We start from the raw sequence: 18798 nt of genomic DNA on the forward strand, positions 1-18798 counted from the left end.
GAATGACTCCCTTACTACTTCAGTTCGTCGCAATGGACTATCTATGTGTTAGTGTAAGCTGAATCTTCCCTTATCGTCAACGGTTCCGTAAAATTTCTCCGATTGCCGCATGCGACGAGACGACGTGGTCCGCGTGATGCAGGATTTGTGCCGGCATCCGTTCATCCAGCAAGGCGATGACTTCCATTCCTGCTTCCTTCGCCCCGATCATCCCGTTCGCTGCATCTTCAATCACGATACAAGCCTCCGGTGCTTGATCAATCCGTTGCGCCGCCAAGCGGAAAATCGCCGGATCCGGCTTCGACCGCGGGACTTCAAATCCGCTCGTGTACGCATCGACCGTCAATCCATAATGCGTGATGACGCGTGTGATTTTTTCAAGTGAACTGGAAGAAGCAATCGCAATCCGGTATCCTTCCATGCGGGCCAGTTCCATCAATTCTTTGACTCCGTCTTTTAGGCCGCATGCTTCCGGCTTCGCGTGTTGCTGGAATAATTCATGTTCGAGTGCCAGTAATGCTTCCGTAGAGTGAGGTAACTCATGTTGTGTAATCAGTTCTTCCCACATCTCGTCTCCTGTTTTCCCCATGAATGTCGCATACTGCGTATGATCGAGCGGGATAGATAACGTCTTAAACATGTGTTGGTGGACTTTAAAATATTGAATTTCACTGTCGAGAATGACACCATCCATATCAAAAATCAGACCTGTTTTTTTCATTTTTTCCCCTCCTGCTATCAGCCTACCAAAAAACCTGATCATCCGCAGACGATCAGGTGGATTCATGTCGCTAAAACCGTCTCTTGGTAGCGGTATTCCGGGAAATAGTCTACGTCTTGATCACTTCCATAGCGTTGGCACAATTTTTCATAGACATGAGGCAGAAGAATCGTTTTTCCTTGGTGGTATTCAAACATCCGGTATCCTGTGTAACGGCACTTGCTTTCAAACAGACTGTCCCGTTCCTTATATCCGCCGCCTAAATGTTGTTCGACCATCCCTGCCGTCTTGGAATGTAAGATCGCCTCATATTCCAGTCGCTGATTCGGAAACAGTTTATGTTCATCCCGTTGACATCCAATCAAATGTCCGTGTGCATACTCTTGTCCAAGCAATACGAAATAACCACCGACGGCTTCCCCTCTCCACTCGGCAATCAACAATAACGGTTCACACAGCTGTGTCGGCTGAAACAGTTGTTCAAAGTATTCAGGTGTAAAATAGTAATGGGAAGAGGCATCTTTCCGGTCCATCGTTTGGTAATAAAGACGGATAAAAGTTGGCAAATCTTCTTTTGATCCCCGACGGACTGTCAGCTCTGACGCCAATGACTTCCGGATCATACTCCGGTTTTTCTTATGAAACGTTTGCATGATTTCTTCCACGGTTGGCCGAAGATCGATGCTCGTCGTGTGGCGGATGAATTCCGTTTTCGTCCAATCCGCTATCCGTTTTTGATTTTCCGTCAATGGATTAAACCGAATCAGCTCCGAGACAATTTTGTGACGCATGGCCCATTGCCGAAAAGAACGCTTGGCATCTGCCAGTTCTTCCAACGTCAGTTCACCAACAACTTCCGGACCTCCATAACCATAAGGTGTAATCATATCAAAATACTCGGTGTCGAAAATACGCCTCTTCAAAAAAGGATAAAACAGTTCGCCTGACGCACCTTGAAAATAAACCAGTCCCGCCGTTTCATCGGCCCGTGCATTTAAACGGACGTATTCATAGCTATAAAAAATATCAAGTGATTTATTTTCGACAAGTGATGTCCAAGTCAGCTGATCTTCAACGAAAATACATTGCCTCATCTTTTACACCTCCGGCACACGACACGTCAAACATATTTTTTCTTTAATTTGGTTAATCAATTAATATTTTCCTTTTAATTGAATACCCATTTTACATGTTTATTATGCGTCCTCAAAAAAAGACAGATGGCGGCATCAAACGACCGCGTCTGTCTTTCGAACTTATTTTATCGCCTTACTTGGTATAGCACGAATGAATGTGAATCCTGCCACCAGAATCAATCCGATCAACGTCAGGAACACGGCATTCATACCGGATAAATCATAAATCAGTCCCCCGACGGTCGGACTGATCATCCGGCCTGCCGAAGCGGCGATATTGACGTATCCCTGAAACTCACCTTCTTTACCAATCGGAGCCAAGCGCGCTGCCATTGCAGGAACTGCCGGCCAAATGAACATCTCACCAATCGTCAAGATGGTCATCGCCACTAAAAACATTTTGAATCCGCCCGCAAAGGGAACGATGGCATAGGACAAAAGAAAAATCCCTGTCCCCGTCAGTAACTGACGTTTCAAATCGTCTCCAAACCATCGTAAGACGGGTGTCAATAACGGTTGTGCAAACACAATTAGCGCCCCGTTGATCGTCCATAAAATCGAATACTCGGAAATTGTTACTCCAAGTGACTTTGTATGCACGGCAAACGTTCCCTGCCATTGAACATACACAAACCATAACAGTGCATAACCAATCGAGACATACAACATCGTCCGGACAGAACTCCGTGAGAGAGGTTCCCGCACTTCCTCGCTTGCCGACATCGATTGACGTCTGATTGGATGGACCTGAATCCAATTCAATCCTACCAACAGAACCACAGCAAACAACAAGTACAGTATCAGATTTGCGATGAAGATGAATTGGATATCAATCGCCGCAATTTGCCCACTGATAGCAGTTCCGAGCGCCACACCGACGTTTTGAGCAACATAGATTGCGTTAAACGCCCGTCTCCCGCCTTCCGGCCAGATCACACCGGTCAGAGCATAGATGGTCGGAAAAACCATTCCGCCGACGAATCCGATTAATCCCAGCATCAGAACATAACCGGTGAAAGTCTGATGGAACATCCAAAGTCCGATTGAGGCAAGGACGAGTCCGATGACACTGATGACAAGTGTGCGTTTCCCACCTAACCGATCAAATGCTTTTCCACCAATGTAGTTCCCGATGATGGCGAGAGCCGAGTTGACGAATAAGGCCATTCCGGCCTTCGTCATCGACTCCCCTAAATAGTCATGAATGTATAATGTATTAAACGGCCATAAAAAAGAGGACCCTGTCGTATTGATTGCCATCGCCAATACCAGAATCCAGACCGCGCGAGGTAATTTCGGCATGGTAAGTATCCTCCAATGTAGTTTCCAACCTTGCCACTTTACGAAATTATTCTGTCGTCTGTCAAGGAACTTCGATTTAAACGAACAATCGGAAAAATGATACAATTAACTAAAGGGTCGATTTTGCGGGTACTTAGAAAAAAATAGAGCATATCAATCAAAAAGAGGAGTTTTTGCCATGTCACTTGCACGTGTGTTACCTTATGCCAAAGAATTGTTGGAATCAGTCATCCATGAAGGGGATTGCGTCGTCGATATGACTGCGGGGAACGGTCATGATACGCATTTCCTTGCTGAACAGGTCGGACCGGGCGGACGGGTCATCGCTTTTGATGTCCAGGAGCAGGCAATCGAAGAAACGACCCGTCGGTTGCAGGCGGCTCACGTCTTCGATTGGGTCGATTTGTATCACGAAAGTCATATCCATGTCGGCGCTCGGTTATTTGCTGAACAACGTCCGATTCGTGCCGGAGTATTTAATCTTGGTTACTTACCGGGAAGCGATAAATCCGTCACGACGACAGGAGAAGAAACGCTAGAGGCACTCCGGGCCCTTCTTCCGGTCCTCGTCCCCGGTGGTCTGGTTGTCCTCGTGATTTATCACGGTCACTTGGAAGGACGCCGCGAACGTGATGCAGTGCTGGAGCATGTTTCATCCCTCCCCCAACAGGATTATGCCGTCTTGCAGTACCGTTTCTTGAATCAGCAAAATAATCCGCCGTTCATCGTTGCGATTGAAAAAAAATTAAAAAAACAAATACTCGATTAAACAACAGAGGAGTGCCGTCGTATGCGACGGCACCCCTCTTTTTAAAACATATTAATCTTCCACTAATTTCAGGAACAGCAACAACTTTTCAGCAAACCGTGTGTTCAAGCGTTCGAAACTGAAGTGCGGGAACCCGTGCAGACGTTGCAGATAAATCTGGTCCCCACCCATTTTCCGGCATACCTCAAGCGTCAACTTGACGTCAGCAAACTGATCGTCCGGCGCATAAAAACAAGCGAGTTGGACCCGCGGCAGTTTCTTACGTTCTTCATCATGGATGACAATTTCTTCTTCAATCTCACGATATTCAGCGTACGTCAGTTCACCGAGACGAGCAGCATCCTCATTATTTTGTCCGAACGGTAATGTCCCAAGCGGAGCATCCGGACGGAACCGGTCGAAGGCACTCGCGAAGACTTGTTTGACGCCTCCCAATTGCTTGGAATTGTGCCAATCAAATAACGGCGAGATAAACGTCAGGCTCGCCATCGGCAACTCATATTCTTGAAGCAGTCGGTTGACGACAAGCGCTCCCATACTGCAGGCAATGATATGAATCGGTAATTTCCGCTTACCGGCTTCGCGTAGTGCTTCTTTTAATAACTGTTGATGTTCTTCAAACGATACACGACGGGGTGCGTCGACCAAGAGGACCTCATATTCGTGCTCTAAGACACGAATCAGTGCTTCACTTGGCCGGGCACGTAATTGGAGTGGATATACAAGAACGATCACTCCGGTTGGTTGTTCTACCACAAACTCACCTCTTCATTCGATATCTGTTTAGTATGCAACAAATCCGACTTCAGCCAAACCGCCTTAAGTCGGATTCCGTTTCTTTAATATATACGTTGTAGTCGCGTCACAGGTTCCACCTGTCCGAAGACTTCCTCTGTCGTCTCGCTGATTTCCTTAAATCCGTATGAAGTCAAAAAGTGACGGGCTTTATAGTTTCGGGATTCAACATACACTTCAATCGGAGACGCCCCTTGCAATTCCAGTTCGCGGATCAGCCGGCGTCCGATTCCGTTTTGCTGGTATTTCGGCAAGACATACAGCCGGACGATTTCCCACGTTCCATCCACATCGATGGCGTGGATAAAACCGACGATTTCCCCGTCGATCAGTCCGACATTGAAGTATTCTCCACGTGCTTCTTCCGCTGTCCGGATTGCTCGGACCACTTCTTCCTGCGGGTACGCTTCTTGTACGAAATGGGCTTTCGAACGCTCTGAATAGATTTCCTCATATGTGTCCATCCAGGACGTGAGCGCAATATCATGAATGCGTGCTGCATCAGCCGGAACTGCTTCGCGTATCTCCATACCGAAATCCCCCTTTTCCTTTTACAGGCTCATGTTCTTTTACCCTTTTCTAGAAATTTCAGTCGTTTCCCTGCAAAGTTCCGGAGAAACAAAAAAAGTTCAGAAACACCCTTAAAAGGGAGTTTCTGAACTCAGGATTATGCGAAACGTTTTGCCTGCTCTTCAAGAGTAGCGGCTTTATCTGTTTGCTCCCATGGTAATTCGATGTCTGTACGACCGAAGTGACCATAAGCTGCTGTCTGACGATAAATCGGACGGCGGAGATCAAGCATCTTGATGATCCCTGCAGGACGGAGATCAAAGTTTTCTGCGATTAATTCAACTAGTTGCGCTTCAGGAAGTTTTCCTGTACCGAACGTATCGACTGCGATTGAAACCGGGTGCGCCACACCGATTGCGTAAGCAAGTTGAACTTCTGCTTTGTCCGCAAGACCAGATGCAACCAGGTTTTTCGCGACATAACGTGCTGCGTAAGCAGCTGAACGGTCGACTTTCGTTGGATCTTTACCAGAGAACGCTCCACCGCCGTGACGTGCATATCCGCCATACGTATCAACGATGATTTTACGACCTGTCAACCCTGCATCTCCTTGTGGTCCGCCGATGACGAAACGACCAGTCGGGTTGATGAAGAATTTTGTGTCTGCATCGATGTACTCTGCCGGGATGACCGGTGCGATGACATGTTCTTTCAGATCAGCTTGAATTTGCTCAAGCGTCACTTCTTCTGCATGTTGTGTCGAGATGACGATTGTATCGACGCGAACAGGTTCATTGTTCTCGTTGTATTCAACCGTAACTTGCGTTTTACCATCCGGACGGAGGTAATCGAGTTGCCCCGTTTTGCGGACCTCTGCCAAACGACGAGCCAGTTTGTGTGAAAGCGAGATTGGAAGTGGCATGAGTTCCGGTGTTTCTTTCGTTGCATAACCGAACATCAGACCTTGGTCTCCTGCTCCGATCGCATCGATTTCTTCATCGGACATGTTTCCTTCGCGTGCTTCAAGCGCTTGGTCCACACCGAGAGCGATGTCTGCTGACTGCTCATCGATTGATGTCAATACAGCACAAGTGTCTGCATCGAAACCGTATTTAGCGCGTGTATAGCCGATTTCACGAATAGTTTCACGAACGACTTTCGGGATATCCACGTAAGTTGATGTCGTGATTTCTCCAGCTACTAATACGAGTCCTGTCGTGACAGAAGTTTCTGCCGCAACACGTGCGTTTGGATCGGCTGCAAGAATTGCATCCAAAATTGAATCCGAAATCTGGTCACAGATTTTATCCGGGTGACCTTCAGTTACTGATTCCGACGTAAATAGTCGGCGATTAAGGTTTGTCATGTTTGACCCTCCCAAAAAAGAATTTGACGGTGTACTCATTTCCCCTAGTTGAGTGGGACGGTAAAATGAAAAAAACCTTTCCATGTCCAAAAATGGTCAGGGAAAGGTTGTGCGTTCTTCCTTTACCCTCTTATCGTTCGAAGTGTTTACTTCGCTTCAGGAGAGCACCTTTTCCTACATTAATGATGAAATTAATATAAGACGGTTGCCGGGTTTCTTCGGGCCTTGTTCCCTCCACCTGCTCAGAATAAGAGTATCCGTTACGAATTACATGATATAAACTTGTGCTCACTCTGTCAAGCAACGTTTTAATTTCTAGTCGAAAAATTTCGGAAGAGATGTTAAACTGTTAATGCTGAAAGCGTTTCCAGATAAATAGAAATCAGCGCAGGAAAATGATTGCCCTATCATTAGTATGTCATATATAATAAATGTGCCACACTAATAGTAGAGCTAAAACCAACGTAGGGGAAAGGTGGGGTCAGGATGCCGATGACGGTCCTGAATATCGAAGAGCTACTCAAGAAGGAGCATGTGTTCAAACAACTGTCCGTTGCTGAACTAGTCGAACATGCGATTCGCAACAAAGAAGGAGTTCTTGCAGAAAATGGTGCTTTGTCTGTAGAAACGGGGAAATTTACAGGTCGTTCACCGAAAGACAAGTTCATCGTCCGTGATCAATCGTGTGAGATGCATATCGATTGGGGTCATGTCAATCAACCAATGGAATCGGACAAATTCGAGCAACTGTTACAAAAAGTTCTTCGTTATATGAACGAAGCAGATCAACTTTACTACACAGAAGCTGCTGCTGGTGCCGATACGCATTTCACCCTTCCAGTGCGCGTCGTAACCGAATATGCTTGGCATAATTTGTTTGCGAAACAGCTATTCTTACGCGAATATCCTACGGTTGCGGCCTTTGAACCATTTACGGTCGTCTACGCACCACATTTTAAAGCGGATCCGGCGGTCGACGGGACAAACTCGGAGACATTCATCGCGATGTCTTTCGAACACCGTATTGTCTTGATCGGTGGTACAGAGTACGCCGGAGAAATTAAAAAATCAATTTTCTCGGTCATGAACTATCTCTTACCACAACAAGAAGTGTTGTCGATGCACTGTTCCGCTAACGTTGGACACGAAGGGGATGTCGCGTTATTCTTCGGACTATCCGGGACTGGTAAGACCACACTGTCTGCAGATGAGAGCCGTCAATTGATCGGCGACGATGAACACGGTTGGTCCCATGACGGTGTCTTCAACATCGAAGGTGGCTGCTATGCGAAAACGGTCAACTTGTCACGCGAAAAAGAACCACAAATCTTTGACGCCATCCGCTTCGGAACCGTTCTTGAAAACGTCGTCCTCGACGACACCCGGATTCCGGATTATGATGATACCTCACTGACGGAAAATACGCGTGCGGCTTACCCGATCACAGCAATCGAGAATATCGCCATCCCGTCACGCGCCGGTCATCCGAAAACGATTGTCTTCCTGACAGCAGATGCTTACGGTGTACTGCCTCCGATCAGTAAACTGACAAAAGAACAAGCGATGTATCACTTCTTGTCAGGTTATACATCTAAACTTGCCGGCACAGAGCGTGGTGTCACGGAACCGGAAGCAACGTTTTCGACCTGCTTCGGTTCCCCGTTCCTGCCGTTGATTCCAGAAAAATATGCGACGATGCTCGGGGAACTGATTGATCGCCACGGCGTCACCGTTTATCTCGTCAACACCGGTTGGACCGGTGGGGCTTATGGTACCGGCAGCCGGATGAAACTTTCGTATACACGGACGATGGTCAATGCAGCCGTCAACGGCCTGCTCGCAGACATCCCGACAGAAGAACATCCGATTTTCGGTCTGCATATGCCGATTGAAGTACCCGGTGTTCCGACTGATTTACTCAATCCGGTCAAGGTATGGGCGGATTCATCTGTTTACGAACAACAAGCGACTGCACTCGCGCAAAAGTTCACGCAGAACTTTGCACGTTTCGAAAGTGCGACGGATGCCATCAAAGCAGCCGGTCCCCGCGTTTAAAAATGATTGATGATACCAAAAAGGTTGAGCTCCTTAACGGATGCTCAACCTTTTATGTTAGACGATTGAATCTGTCTTATCTTGTAAATGAAGCTCTTTTTGAGAAAGCCAAACTTGGCTTTCTTTTAATAATTCATAAGCGCGGTGCTTCGCAATCCCGAATCGATTGCTCAGCATCTCGAACCGTTCGAACTCTCCCCGGTCTGCGCTGATCGCAAGGAGCAGGCAATCCCGAAACGGATGATCATCACCTTGTAAGACGTTTTTCAAAGCCGGTTCAATCGGAAGCTGATCAATGATTTCATCAATATCGACTGAGAGTAATGCATCAATATGAGACAGTAATCCAATCATATAAGCGCTCTCTGCTTTCAAGGTCTTCGTTTCCGTCGCAAACAGTTCACACAGCTTTGCACAATGCAAAGATGAACGTAACAATTCATCCGACCACCTGTACGGACTTGCGAGTTTCATTTCACGCAAAACGATTAACGAAATCCAGCTCTTTAATTGCGAAAATCCAAGTAAGGAAATCGCTTGTCGGACGGAACTGACGGTGTTCCGAAGACCGATTCCCGGAGAATTGATTAATTGCAGTACTTGTACACTGATGTAAGGATTTCCTTCGATTTCATCGACGACGTCCTCATAATGATCGTCTGTATCCAACCACTTCAGCATCTTCAACAGGACAGGTACTTGCGGAGGAACCGCCTTCCCTTTCATCAGCATCGGTTTGGCATAAAAGTATCCTTGAAACCAGTCATATCCCATCTCAAGGCTTCGCGTATGATCTTCATGTGTTTCGACCCGTTCTGCCAAAAAGCGCATATGCGGATAATTCCGCTTTAAAATATGTAAGATTGCACTTTGTTCGCGTGGGTTGATGGCTTCGATATCAATTTTAATCAAATCAATCAGATCAAACAGCTCTGCCCCATGATGACGCAACAGATCGGTTACGAAATCATCCAGTGCCAATACGAAGCCTGCTTCTTTCCACTTCTGCAACGTCAGGAGCATAGCAGCATCAATGTGAACCGTCTCTAACACTTCAATCACGAATCGGGTCGGATCCAAGTGATCGATCAGCTCAGACTGTAACAGATCGCCTGTGAAATTAATGAATAATCGTTTCCCTTCTGCTACACGGTCTACTCCCAAATGAATCAGTGTATTCGTCAATACATCCATCGTTGCCAAGTCACCATCAAACACTGCAGGTGTTTCAACGGAACGATAGAGCAGTTCAAAAGCGTCAATCGAACCAAACCGGTCTACAATCGGTTGTCGCGCAAGTAAGATTTCCATCTCATATATCCCTTCTAAATCCGTTAATCTGGCTTATTTTATATGTTCTAGTATATCAAATATCGTTTTCCCTTAAAAAATCTCTTTTTTAAAACATATCAATGTTCCCATCATTTGGAGAAAAAAACATCTCAATGCGAGGCACTGAGATGTTTTCACGAATCCTTTTACTTGGATAACATCCAATCGATGACTTGTTTCGTCACAAGCATTTTTTGATGGATTGGAAATTGATGCGCATATTGATATACCCATAAACGGGTCTTTTCCGGATAGCGGGCTGCATAGTTCGTCGCATGCCGCAACCGAACGTTTTGATCGTACAATCCATGAATCAATAAGACGTCTCCTTGCGGCGGAAAATAGAGTGGTGACCGGACGCGATATGCCTCCAGCCGTTGCTCTGGAACGCCACCGGTAAATCGTCTGAGCATTTTTTGCATCGTCCGTTGTTCTTCATACGTCCAAATCAAATTCGTCACGCCGGCCCAGGAAACTGTCCGGGCGACTTCACGATGATGCGCCAGTAAAAGCGCCATCTGACCGCCGCGGGAAAAGCCAAATACCGATGTCCGCTCGACATATTGATCGAGCCAATCAAAAGCACTGATGGCGTCAAGGATATCCCGTTGTCCAAAATCTTCTTTTCCGGTCCCCCCTAAGTTACCGCGATAAAAAGGAGCCATGACCAAATAACCGGCTTGCGCGAACTGCATTAAGCGGGTCGGCCGAACCATGCCGATATTACGTGTCCCACCACGTAAATACAAGAGACCTTGTCCGTTCGCCCGAACCGGTAAGATGATGTACGCCCCGACCCGTTCTCCGTCGGATGTTTCATAAAAGACCCGAAAGGTACGAAACGGTCCCTGGCGGGGGAGCTCAAACCAGTCGGCGTTCGGCGAGTACACGAAGAGTCTCCGGAAGGACACGGTCCTTCATCATGAAGCTGTATTGGCGGTTCGTATCTAAACGTTTCGGGATATCGTCTAGTAAATAGGCACCGTCCGTCTCATCGACAGCAAGATGCGGCACCAAGGATGCGATTTCGGCGAAGTAGATATTCTTGATGATCGTATCCCCCCGACCTTCAACCCGGTATTGTCCGATGTACTGGAGACGTTCGATATGTCCCCCTGTCTCTTCCATGACTTCCCGGTGCGCTGCTTCCTCGGCCGTTTCCCCCGGTTCGACCTTTCCACCCGGAAATTCGTAGCCCCGTTGCTTATGATGTGTCAGTAACCATTTCCCTTCGTACACGGCAATGACCCAGACATGAAGCGGATGGACTGAAAACGGATGGTCCTCAAAACTCAGTTCAACCCGATTTTGATAATAATCTAAAAACGTAATCACGTGCGTGCACCTCATTTCTTCTTCTCTCTTCACTTTACCTGTTTCGAAAGCATTCTAAAAGTGAAAGTGCGTAGGAATTTGCCAGAATGACAAAAAAAGACATCCCTCTGAATCGAGAGATGTCCGGCTTCTTATTTCAAGCGAGCTTCAAGCTCTGCTTTTTCTGCTTCAAATCCAGGTTTACCAAGCAAGGCAAACATGTTTTTCTTGTACGCTTCCACACCCGGCTGATCGAATGGGTTGACACCAAGCAGGTATCCACTCATTGCACATGCCTTTTCAAAGAAGTAGAACAAGAATCCGAGATGATACGGTGTCATCTCCGGCAACTCAACTGTCAGGTTCGGAACTTGTCCATCTGTGTGGGCAAGCAACGTTCCTTCTGCTGCCTTGTCGTTGACGAATTGAATCGACTTGCCTTCAAGGAAGTTTAAGCCGTCCAAATCCTGTGCATCTTTTTCAATCGTCAAGGTATGACGCGCTTGTCCGACTTTGATGACCGTTTCGAACAAATCACGACGTCCTTCTTGAACGTATTGTCCCATCGAGTGAAGATCCGTTGAGAAGTCGACTGCTGCCGGGAAGATCCCTTTAAAGTCTTTTCCTTCTGACTCTCCGTACAACTGTTTCCACCACTCCGACACATAGTGTAAAGCAGGTTCATAGTTGACGAGCAACTCGATTGTTTTTCCTTTCGCATATAATGCGTTTCGAACGACCGCGTACTGGTACGCTTCGTTTTCCGCCAAGTTCTCATTTGAGAACTGAACTTGCGCATCACGCGCACCTGCCATCAAGTCTTCAATCGAAATGCCGGCAGCTGCAATCGGTAATAAACCAACCGGTGTCAAGACAGAGAAACGACCGCCAACGTCATCCGGAATCACAAACGTCTGGTATCCTTCCGAGTCAGCAAGTGTCTTCAGGGCACCACGTGCTTTATCCGTCGTCGCATAAATCCGGTCCTTCGCTCCGGCTTTACCGTACTTGTCTTCCATAAATGTTTTCAGGAGACGGAATGAAATCGCTGGTTCCGTCGTTGTCCCTGATTTTGAGATGATGTTGACCGAAACATCTTTTCCTTCAAGTACTTGGAACAAATCGTGTAAGTACGTCGAAGAAATGTTATGTCCGGCATAAATGATTTGCGGTGCTTTCCGCTCGTCTTTTGACAGTAAGTTGTGGAACGAATGACCGAGCATCTCAATTGCAGCACGTGCTCCGAGATACGATCCGCCGATCCCGACGACTAACAAGACATCTGAATCCGACTTGATTTTTTCAGCCGCCGCCTGAATTTTTTCAAATTCCGCTTTGTCATAGTTTGTCGGTAAATCGACCCATCCTAAGAAATCGCTGCCGGCACCTGTGCCGTTGTGGATTGCTCCGTGTAATGTTTTTACCGTATCCGCCATATAGTCCACTTCATGTTGTCCTACGAATTGTAGGGCCTTCGAATAATCAAAACGTACCGTTGTCATTCACTCGTCCTCCTTATTCATTCGCAAACAAATGCGACCTTCCTTTTCATTAAAACGCAAGAAGGAAGGTCGTTCAAGTCTTTTGTGAAAAGATTAGCAAATGTTATGACGCTTACAAAGCAGCTGTTACGATTTGACGAACATCTTCGTTGCCAAGTGATTTGAAGTTACCAAAGTCTCCACGTGTCATCGCTGACTTCACGATTGAATCGACCGTTTCTTCTTTGATGTCATAATCCGCAAGGCGGTTTGGTGCACCAAGTGATGTCCAGAATGCACTGATTGCATCGATTGTAGCGTGTGCTGCTTCCATTTCTGATTTACCTGTCGTATCGACATCAAAGACGTTTTCACCGAGCGTAACGAAACGGTGTGCGTTTGACTCATCAAGAACATGACGCATCCAGTTCGGGAAGAGAATCGCCAGACCGCCTGCATGCGGGATGTCGTGAACCGCTGAGACCGCGTGCTCAATGTTGTGTGACGCCCAGTCGCCGCGTGCACCCATTTGAAGAACACCGTTGAGTGCCATCGTACCGGCAAACAGGATCGTACCGCGGAGTTCAACGTTTTCAAGATCGTTGACAAGTTTCGGTGCAGCTTCAACGACTGCTTTCATGACACCTTCCGTCATCCGCTCTTGAACCGGTGCATGCGCCGTGTGGAAATATTGCTCGAGGCAATGACTCATCATGTCGACGATTCCGTAAATCGTTTGATCTTTCGGAACGCTGACAGTGTACTTTGGATCAAGGATTGAGAATGTCGGGAACGTCAACGGGCTGCCCCAACCGTATTTCTCTTGTGTCTTCCAGTTCGTGATAACAGAACCTGAGTTCATTTCTGAACCTGTCGCAGCGAGCGTCAAGACTGTTCCAAACGGGATCACTGTTTCAGGTGTCGCTTTACCGATGACGAGATCCCATGCTTCACCCTCGTAAGGGATACCTGCAGCGATTAATTTCGTGCAGTCGATGACAGAACCGCCACCAAGAGCGAGCAATGCGTCAACGCCAGCTTCACGTGCGATTTTAATACCGCGTTCTGCTGTCTCGATGCGTGGATTTGGTTCGACGCCGTCGCATTCGACGTATTCGATTCCTGCCGCATTGAGTTCGCGCGTGACGTCATCATAGACACCATTACGTTTGATACTGCCGCCGCCAAATACGAGCATGACTTTTTTAGCATCTAAAGCTTTCAATTCGTCTTTGATTTTGTTGACTTGACCGTCACCAAAAATAAGTTTCGTTGGATTACGATATTCGAAGTTTTCCATTGTGTGTTGCCCCCTTGATAAGTAATGAACACCTTACATTATCCACACATTCCCCTTTTGCATCTATTTTAATGCTTATAACGCAAAAAAAGAGAACCGACCGATGTCGATTCCCTTTCAAAATCTTATTTTTGGAAGTTTGATTTTTCAATCCATTCTTCCAATTTGCCTTTTAACACGTTGAAGCCAGGAGCTTCTTCTTGTTTGAAAGCAGGACCTGCATCGCGACGGCCAGTGTTTTTGCGTGGGCCTTTAGCGCGTGCTTCGCGTTTTGGAGCTTCCTGTGTTGCTTTGATCGAAAGCTTCATTTTTTTGTTAGCTTCGTCGATGTCGAGAACTTTAACAGTTACTTCATCGCCAACTTTTACGTAATCGTTGATGTCTTTTACGTAATCGTGTGAGATTTCTGAGATGTGGACGAGACCTTGTGTTTGCTCGTCAAGTGCTACGAAAGCACCGAAGTTTTGAATACCAGTTACTTTACCAGTAACGACTTGGTCTTTTTCAAAGTTTGCCATAGTTTATACACTCCCTAACTAAATTCATCAACTTATAATAACATACTTTTTACGGATGGTAAAAAATATTTTTCAAATTGTTTATTTTTTATTTTACCAGGGAACAAATTAGTAGCAAGACTTCAAGTATTCCCCCTGATTCTGCCGGACTTTTCGAGTCCGGCCCTTTTTTTGTTTCAACTTACTTTTTCACGCAAAAAGGACAGGTCCGGTCTGCCCGCTTTCCGCGGACAAGCCATCATGCCGCTTCAGATGCAATGCATCTTCCAGGGTCAGGATTGACTTGTATTTCCGCAGGAGTCGAGCATGACCTCACCTGTCCTAGCGTAAAGGAAATTTCACGGTGAAGCAATCAAAAAATAAAGATTCGGGAATGGCTTACAAATCGTCAAATCCGTTTGCATCCGTCACTTTCGCATATGACCGTGATTTTTGCTCGAAGAAATCGGATTTCGTCGCATTCATCGAGTCGTCGGAATACGCCCGGATCCATGGCATGACGTCTTCATCATGTCCTTCATACAGATCGTCGAGCCCGATGACACGGAGACGTTTGTTGGCGAGGTATTTGACATAGTCACGCATCTCGCTGACATCAAGTCCGTCCAAGTCACGTAACACGTATTCACTCCACTCGATTTCGAGATCAACAGCACGCTCGAATGTGGCATAGACGAACTTCGTGAATGAACCGTCGGCATCGATTTGCGGATGTTCTGTCAAGACGGCACGTAACAGCTGACTGATGAAGTACGAGTGTTGCAACTCGTCGCGTTGGATATAACTGATCATCGTCGACGTTCCGACCATTTTCTGATGGCGCGCCAGGTTATAAAAGAACGCAAATCCGGAGTAGAAGTTGATTCCTTCAAGAACGATTGAGGCGACGAGTGATTTCGCAAAGTTTTCCGGTGTCCGGTCGTTTTGGAAATCTTCATACAGATCCAGAATAAAAGCATTCCGCTTCATGACCATGTCATCATCTTTGGCGATGTCGAAGATCCGGTTTTGTTCTGACAACGGTACGAGACTCGACAGCACGTAGCTGTACGATTGGTTATGCACGACTTCCTGTTGGGCCACAATCGCGAGGATCGCATGAATCGAGGCGTCTGACGTAAACATTGCCGACTCCAGGATATAGCGGGTCTGGACAGAGTCAAGAATCGATAACAGACCGATGATCCGCTTAAACGCATCCTGTTCCCGCTCGCTCAATTGATTCCACTGTTGCATGTCTTTTGACATCGAAATTTCGTCCGGAATCCAGAAGTTCGATAACAGTTGTTTATAGATCGAATAAAACTGCGGATATGCGATGTCGTTCCAGTTGACGATCGAGCTTGTCTCGCCACCGATGATCGCTGTCGCACGATTTGGATGACGGGCATCAAGCAGTTTGATTTTTTGTAGTTGTTCCATGTTGTTCGGCTCCCTCTTGCTGTAATTGCAGTAGTGTTCGGCGTGTCCACTCTTTGACCGTGTGCGGCCGGTTTCGCGGCGATTGTTCGATTTTGAGTAATTCACCTGCGAGCGGTACCCCGAACTTCGCGAGATGATACGCCATCTCATCGACGGCGCGGCAATATTTGACAAACATTTTATCACCCGTCCCAAAGACAGCCGCCTGCGGAATCGCGTGCGGACTTTCCTTTAAGACCAGCTTCAGACAATCCCGCATCTCATCCGGCAATTGTCCGTCTCCCCAGGTGTACGAACCAAAATAGACGATATCATAAGGGACCAGCTGATACGTCGTCACATCATCGGCAAAGATCATCGTCGGTTCGACCTGCATTTCGGAACATGCTTTTGCAATCAGTTCCGCAACCTCCTCTGTATTTCCGCTCATTGACGCATATACGATTGCTGCCTTCATGATATCGTCCTCCTTCTCTTATGATGAACACGACTCACATTCATCGATTTCGACGGTCGTCGAACGTGTGTAGTAAATCGTCTTCATCCCCAGCTGCCATGCCTCCATGTGCATCTCGAGTAACTCTTTTGCTTTGACACTGTTTTTGACGTAGAGATTAAAGCTGATTGCTTGGTCAATATGACGTTGGCGTGAGGCATTTTGACGGATGCTCCAAAGCTGATCAATCTCAAACGCTGATTTATAGAACCAGTTCGTTTCCGGTGTCAAATCGGGCACTGTGACTGGAATCTTGTAGTTTTTCTTCTCTTCCGCATAAACCTTCTTGTAAATCGGATCGATCGAAGCCGTACTTCCGGCGATGATTGCCGTCGACGAGTTCGGGGCGACTGCCATCAGATAGGCATTTCGCATACCGTGTTCTGTGATGTCGGCTTGCAGACGATCCCAGTTCAGTTCAGCCGTTGTTTTGTAGTGACGGCGGGCGATGTATTCCCCTGTCTGCCATTCCGATCCTTCAAAGAGACGGTAAGCGCCTTTTTCTTTCGCCAGTTGCATCGACGCATCAATCGTCAAGTACGCAATTTTTTCGTAAAGACGATCGGCATACTGAACAGCCTCGACCGACTCCCAGCGGATGCCTTCGAGAGCGAGCAGATGATGCCAGCCGAATGTTCCGAGACCGACGGCGCGGTATTTTTGATTCGTAATCTGTGCTTGCGGCACGTCAATCGTATTTAAATCGATGACGTTATCAAGCATCCGCATTTGAATCGGAATCAACCGTTCCAATACATTTTCACGGACAGCACGCGCAAGCGCAATCGAAGATAAGTTACAAACAACGAAATCGCCCGGTGTTTTCGTGATGATGATTTTGCCGTCTTCCGTGTACTCTTCTGTGACAGTCGTCGGGCTCATGTTTTGCATGATTTCCGAACAGAGGTTAGACGAATAAATCATTCCCGCATGTTTGTTCGGGTTGGCACGGTTTACTGCATCACGGAAGAACATGTACGGTGTGCCTGTTTCGAGCTGCGAACGCATATAGCGTTTGACGAGATCAATCGCCGGTACTTTCGTCCGGCTCAGACGCGGTTCATTGACACACGCTGTGTATTTCTCCGTGAAGCTGCCGCCTTGTTCCGTTTCATCAAACGAATCTTCCAGGCTGAAGCCCATCACCGTCCGAATTTCGTGCGGGTCGAACAAGTACCAGTCACCGCGCGCTTCGACCGTCCGCATGAAATGGTCCGGTAAGCTGACGCCTGTGAACAAGTCATGTGTCCGCAACCGTTCGTCCCCGTTGTTCAATTTCGCATCGAGGAACTCAAGAATATCTTTATGCCAAATATCGAGATAAACGGCGATTGAACCTTGGCGCATACCGAGCTGATCGACGCTGACCGCTGTGTTGTTCAACTGTTTCATCCACGGAATGACACCGCTTGAAACTCCTTTAAATCCTTTAATGTCTGACCCGCGTGAACGGATTTTCCCCATGTAGACACCGATTCCGCCGCCGCCTTTTGACAGTGTCGCAACATCGGTATTCGAATCATAGATACCCCGCAACGAATCATCGACTGTATCGATGAAGCATGATGACAGTTGTCCGTATGATTTACCGGCATTCGATAAAGTCGGTGTCGCAACAGTCATGTAGAGATTCGAAAGTGCCCAGTAAGACTCTTTGACGAGCTCGATCCGGCGGTCTTTTGGTTCTGTCTGCATGAGTGTCATCGCGATGATCATAAAACGTTCCTGCGGCAATTCGTATAATTTCTTGACGTGGTCGCGCGCTAAGTAACGGTCGGATAATGTCCGGAGTCCGATATACGTGAACAGATGATCACGTGACGGGTCAATCGATGCCGCAAGTTCCTCGACTTCTTCTTTCGAATACGTCTCCAGAAGGTGGGGTGTGAAAATACCAATCTCCGTTAATTTTTCAATCAAGTGATATAGCGAGCCGTACCGTTCGTCCGCTGCATAGCCGCGGTTTTCACTCGCTTCAAGATACAACCGGTTCAAGTACGTTGCTGTCGCAACAAACGTCCAGTTCGGTTCTTCTGCCTTCAACATGTCAAGTGCATGCATGGTTAAGAGTTCATAGACTTGATCCGCCTGTAACGTCTTCCCTTCGAGTGCCCGAATCGCGCGTTCTGTGTAACGCTCGACGTCGAGCTCCGAGTATGATGCTGTAATCTGACGGATGACCGTATATACATCTTCTATTGTCATTGCACCTTGATAGATGCGTGCTGTATTCAGTGGAGATGCCACTATGAACCACTCCCATTCTCTAACTTTAAAATAG

The 18798-nt window shown here is 47.1% G+C and carries 17 protein-coding genes, 1 riboswitch and 1 other annotated feature (1 of these 19 running past the window's edge); of the genes, 2 read left to right on the forward strand and 15 right to left on the reverse strand.

Annotation, left to right across the window (positions count from 1 at the left end):
• Window positions 1–37, reverse strand: a binding site (T-box leader); it reaches 185 nt to the left of the window's first position.
• A gap of 39 nt (window positions 38–76) precedes the next feature.
• From HNY42_RS13140 to HNY42_RS13150, 3 genes are all read right to left on the reverse strand, one after another.
• A complete protein-coding gene (locus tag HNY42_RS13140) occupies window positions 77–721 on the reverse strand; it encodes an HAD family hydrolase (protein ID WP_131502114.1) in 645 nt (214 codons plus the stop codon).
• A 62-nt stretch (window positions 722–783) separates the two neighbouring features.
• Window positions 784–1815 (reverse strand): peptidoglycan bridge formation glycyltransferase FemA/FemB family protein, encoded by a 1032-nt coding sequence (locus HNY42_RS13145; protein WP_131502115.1) that lies wholly within the window; start codon window positions 1813–1815, stop codon window positions 784–786.
• A 162-nt stretch (window positions 1816–1977) separates the two neighbouring features.
• Window positions 1978–3159, reverse strand: a complete 1182-nt coding sequence (locus tag HNY42_RS13150; RefSeq protein WP_188004617.1) for an MDR family MFS transporter — start codon at window positions 3157–3159, stop codon at window positions 1978–1980.
• Between the two features lie 178 nt (window positions 3160–3337).
• On the opposite strand from HNY42_RS13150, the gene HNY42_RS13155 reads away from it, so the two are divergent.
• Entirely contained in the window at window positions 3338–3928 is a 591-nt protein-coding gene (locus HNY42_RS13155; protein WP_131502117.1) for a tRNA 5-(aminomethyl)-2-thiouridylate-methyltransferase MnmM, read from the forward strand.
• Between the two features lie 51 nt (window positions 3929–3979).
• Here HNY42_RS13155 and HNY42_RS13160 read toward each other — a convergent pair whose 3' ends face one another.
• The 3 genes from HNY42_RS13160 to metK form a co-directional block, all read right to left on the reverse strand.
• Window positions 3980–4684 carry an alpha/beta fold hydrolase gene (locus HNY42_RS13160; RefSeq protein WP_131972368.1) on the reverse strand — a complete coding sequence of 235 codons (705 nt, stop codon included), beginning with the start codon at window positions 4682–4684 and terminating at the stop codon, window positions 3980–3982.
• 83 nt (window positions 4685–4767) lie between these two features.
• On the reverse strand, window positions 4768–5253 hold the full coding sequence (locus HNY42_RS13165) for a GNAT family N-acetyltransferase (RefSeq protein WP_114595197.1): 486 nt from the start codon (window positions 5251–5253) through the stop codon (window positions 4768–4770).
• 137 nt (window positions 5254–5390) lie between these two features.
• Window positions 5391–6599 (reverse strand): methionine adenosyltransferase, encoded by a 1209-nt coding sequence (gene metK, locus HNY42_RS13170; RefSeq protein WP_114595196.1) that lies wholly within the window; start codon window positions 6597–6599, stop codon window positions 5391–5393.
• Between the two features lie 127 nt (window positions 6600–6726).
• Window positions 6727–6853, reverse strand: a riboswitch (SAM riboswitch).
• A 232-nt stretch (window positions 6854–7085) separates the two neighbouring features.
• Between metK and pckA the strand changes: the two genes are divergently transcribed.
• Window positions 7086–8654 (forward strand): phosphoenolpyruvate carboxykinase (ATP), encoded by a 1569-nt coding sequence (pckA, locus tag HNY42_RS13175; protein WP_188004618.1) that lies wholly within the window; start codon window positions 7086–7088, stop codon window positions 8652–8654.
• 57 nt (window positions 8655–8711) lie between these two features.
• On the opposite strand, the gene HNY42_RS13180 is transcribed toward pckA, so the two are convergent.
• The 9 genes from HNY42_RS13180 to HNY42_RS13220 all read right to left on the reverse strand — a co-directional run bounded on the left by HNY42_RS13180 (window position 8712) and on the right by HNY42_RS13220 (window position 18722).
• Complete coding sequence (locus HNY42_RS13180; RefSeq protein ID WP_188004619.1) at window positions 8712–9965, reverse strand: EAL and HDOD domain-containing protein; 1254 nt, start codon at window positions 9963–9965, stop codon at window positions 8712–8714.
• A 167-nt stretch (window positions 9966–10132) separates the two neighbouring features.
• Entirely contained in the window at window positions 10133–10876 is a 744-nt protein-coding gene (locus tag HNY42_RS13185; protein ID WP_188004620.1) for an alpha/beta hydrolase family protein, read from the reverse strand.
• Window positions 10848–11321 carry an RNA deprotection pyrophosphohydrolase gene (gene ytkD, locus HNY42_RS13190; protein ID WP_114595193.1) on the reverse strand — a complete coding sequence of 158 codons (474 nt, stop codon included), beginning with the start codon at window positions 11319–11321 and terminating at the stop codon, window positions 10848–10850. The genes HNY42_RS13185 and ytkD overlap by 29 nt, the downstream gene beginning before the upstream one ends.
• Before the next feature lie 131 nt (window positions 11322–11452).
• Window positions 11453–12802, reverse strand: a complete 1350-nt coding sequence (locus HNY42_RS13195) for a glucose-6-phosphate isomerase (protein WP_188004621.1) — start codon at window positions 12800–12802, stop codon at window positions 11453–11455.
• A 112-nt stretch (window positions 12803–12914) separates the two neighbouring features.
• Entirely contained in the window at window positions 12915–14081 is a 1167-nt protein-coding gene (locus HNY42_RS13200; RefSeq protein WP_131972364.1) for an iron-containing alcohol dehydrogenase, read from the reverse strand.
• Window positions 14082–14206: 125 nt separating this feature from the next.
• Window positions 14207–14599 carry a S1 domain-containing post-transcriptional regulator GSP13 gene (yugI, locus tag HNY42_RS13205; protein ID WP_014971071.1) on the reverse strand — a complete coding sequence of 131 codons (393 nt, stop codon included), beginning with the start codon at window positions 14597–14599 and terminating at the stop codon, window positions 14207–14209.
• 378 nt (window positions 14600–14977) lie between these two features.
• Window positions 14978–16021 (reverse strand): ribonucleotide-diphosphate reductase subunit beta, encoded by a 1044-nt coding sequence (locus HNY42_RS13210; protein WP_114595190.1) that lies wholly within the window; start codon window positions 16019–16021, stop codon window positions 14978–14980.
• Window positions 15990–16478, reverse strand: a complete 489-nt coding sequence (locus tag HNY42_RS13215) for a flavodoxin domain-containing protein (protein WP_131502123.1) — start codon at window positions 16476–16478, stop codon at window positions 15990–15992. Before HNY42_RS13215 ends, HNY42_RS13210 begins: the two co-directional genes overlap by 32 nt.
• 18 nt (window positions 16479–16496) lie before the next feature.
• Complete coding sequence (locus HNY42_RS13220) at window positions 16497–18722, reverse strand: ribonucleoside-diphosphate reductase subunit alpha (protein ID WP_370529001.1); 2226 nt, start codon at window positions 18720–18722, stop codon at window positions 16497–16499.
• Between the last annotated feature and the right edge of the window lie 76 nt (window positions 18723–18798).

Origin of the sequence: Exiguobacterium sp. Helios (genome assembly GCF_014524545.1) — a bacterium.
Lineage (GTDB): Bacteria > Bacillota > Bacilli > Exiguobacteriales > Exiguobacteriaceae > Exiguobacterium_A.

What these genes read in the sequence shown, in the direction of transcription:
- HNY42_RS13150 (WP_188004617.1), bottom strand. Translation starts at nt 3,159, where the DNA reads ATGCCGAAATTACCTCGCGCGGTCTGGATTCTGGTATTGGCGATGGCA.
- HNY42_RS13165 (WP_114595197.1), bottom strand. Translation starts at nt 5,253, where the DNA reads ATGGAGATACGCGAAGCAGTTCCGGCTGATGCAGCACGCATTCATGAT.
- HNY42_RS13140 (WP_131502114.1), bottom strand. Translation starts at nt 721, where the DNA reads ATGAAAAAAACAGGTCTGATTTTTGATATGGATGGTGTCATTCTCGAC.
- HNY42_RS13145 (WP_131502115.1), bottom strand. Translation starts at nt 1,815, where the DNA reads ATGAGGCAATGTATTTTCGTTGAAGATCAGCTGACTTGGACATCACTT.
- yugI (WP_014971071.1), bottom strand. Translation starts at nt 14,599, where the DNA reads ATGGCAAACTTTGAAAAAGACCAAGTCGTTACTGGTAAAGTAACTGGT.
- HNY42_RS13195 (WP_188004621.1), bottom strand. Translation starts at nt 12,802, where the DNA reads ATGACAACGGTACGTTTTGATTATTCGAAGGCCCTACAATTCGTAGGA.
- pckA (WP_188004618.1), top strand. Translation starts at nt 7,086, where the DNA reads ATGCCGATGACGGTCCTGAATATCGAAGAGCTACTCAAGAAGGAGCAT.
- HNY42_RS13200 (WP_131972364.1), bottom strand. Translation starts at nt 14,081, where the DNA reads ATGGAAAACTTCGAATATCGTAATCCAACGAAACTTATTTTTGGTGAC.
- HNY42_RS13210 (WP_114595190.1), bottom strand. Translation starts at nt 16,021, where the DNA reads ATGGAACAACTACAAAAAATCAAACTGCTTGATGCCCGTCATCCAAAT.
- HNY42_RS13215 (WP_131502123.1), bottom strand. Translation starts at nt 16,478, where the DNA reads ATGAAGGCAGCAATCGTATATGCGTCAATGAGCGGAAATACAGAGGAG.
- HNY42_RS13220 (WP_370529001.1), bottom strand. Translation starts at nt 18,722, where the DNA reads ATGACAATAGAAGATGTATATACGGTCATCCGTCAGATTACAGCATCA.
- HNY42_RS13180 (WP_188004619.1), bottom strand. Translation starts at nt 9,965, where the DNA reads ATGGAAATCTTACTTGCGCGACAACCGATTGTAGACCGGTTTGGTTCG.
- metK (WP_114595196.1), bottom strand. Translation starts at nt 6,599, where the DNA reads ATGACAAACCTTAATCGCCGACTATTTACGTCGGAATCAGTAACTGAA.
- HNY42_RS13155 (WP_131502117.1), top strand. Translation starts at nt 3,338, where the DNA reads ATGTCACTTGCACGTGTGTTACCTTATGCCAAAGAATTGTTGGAATCA.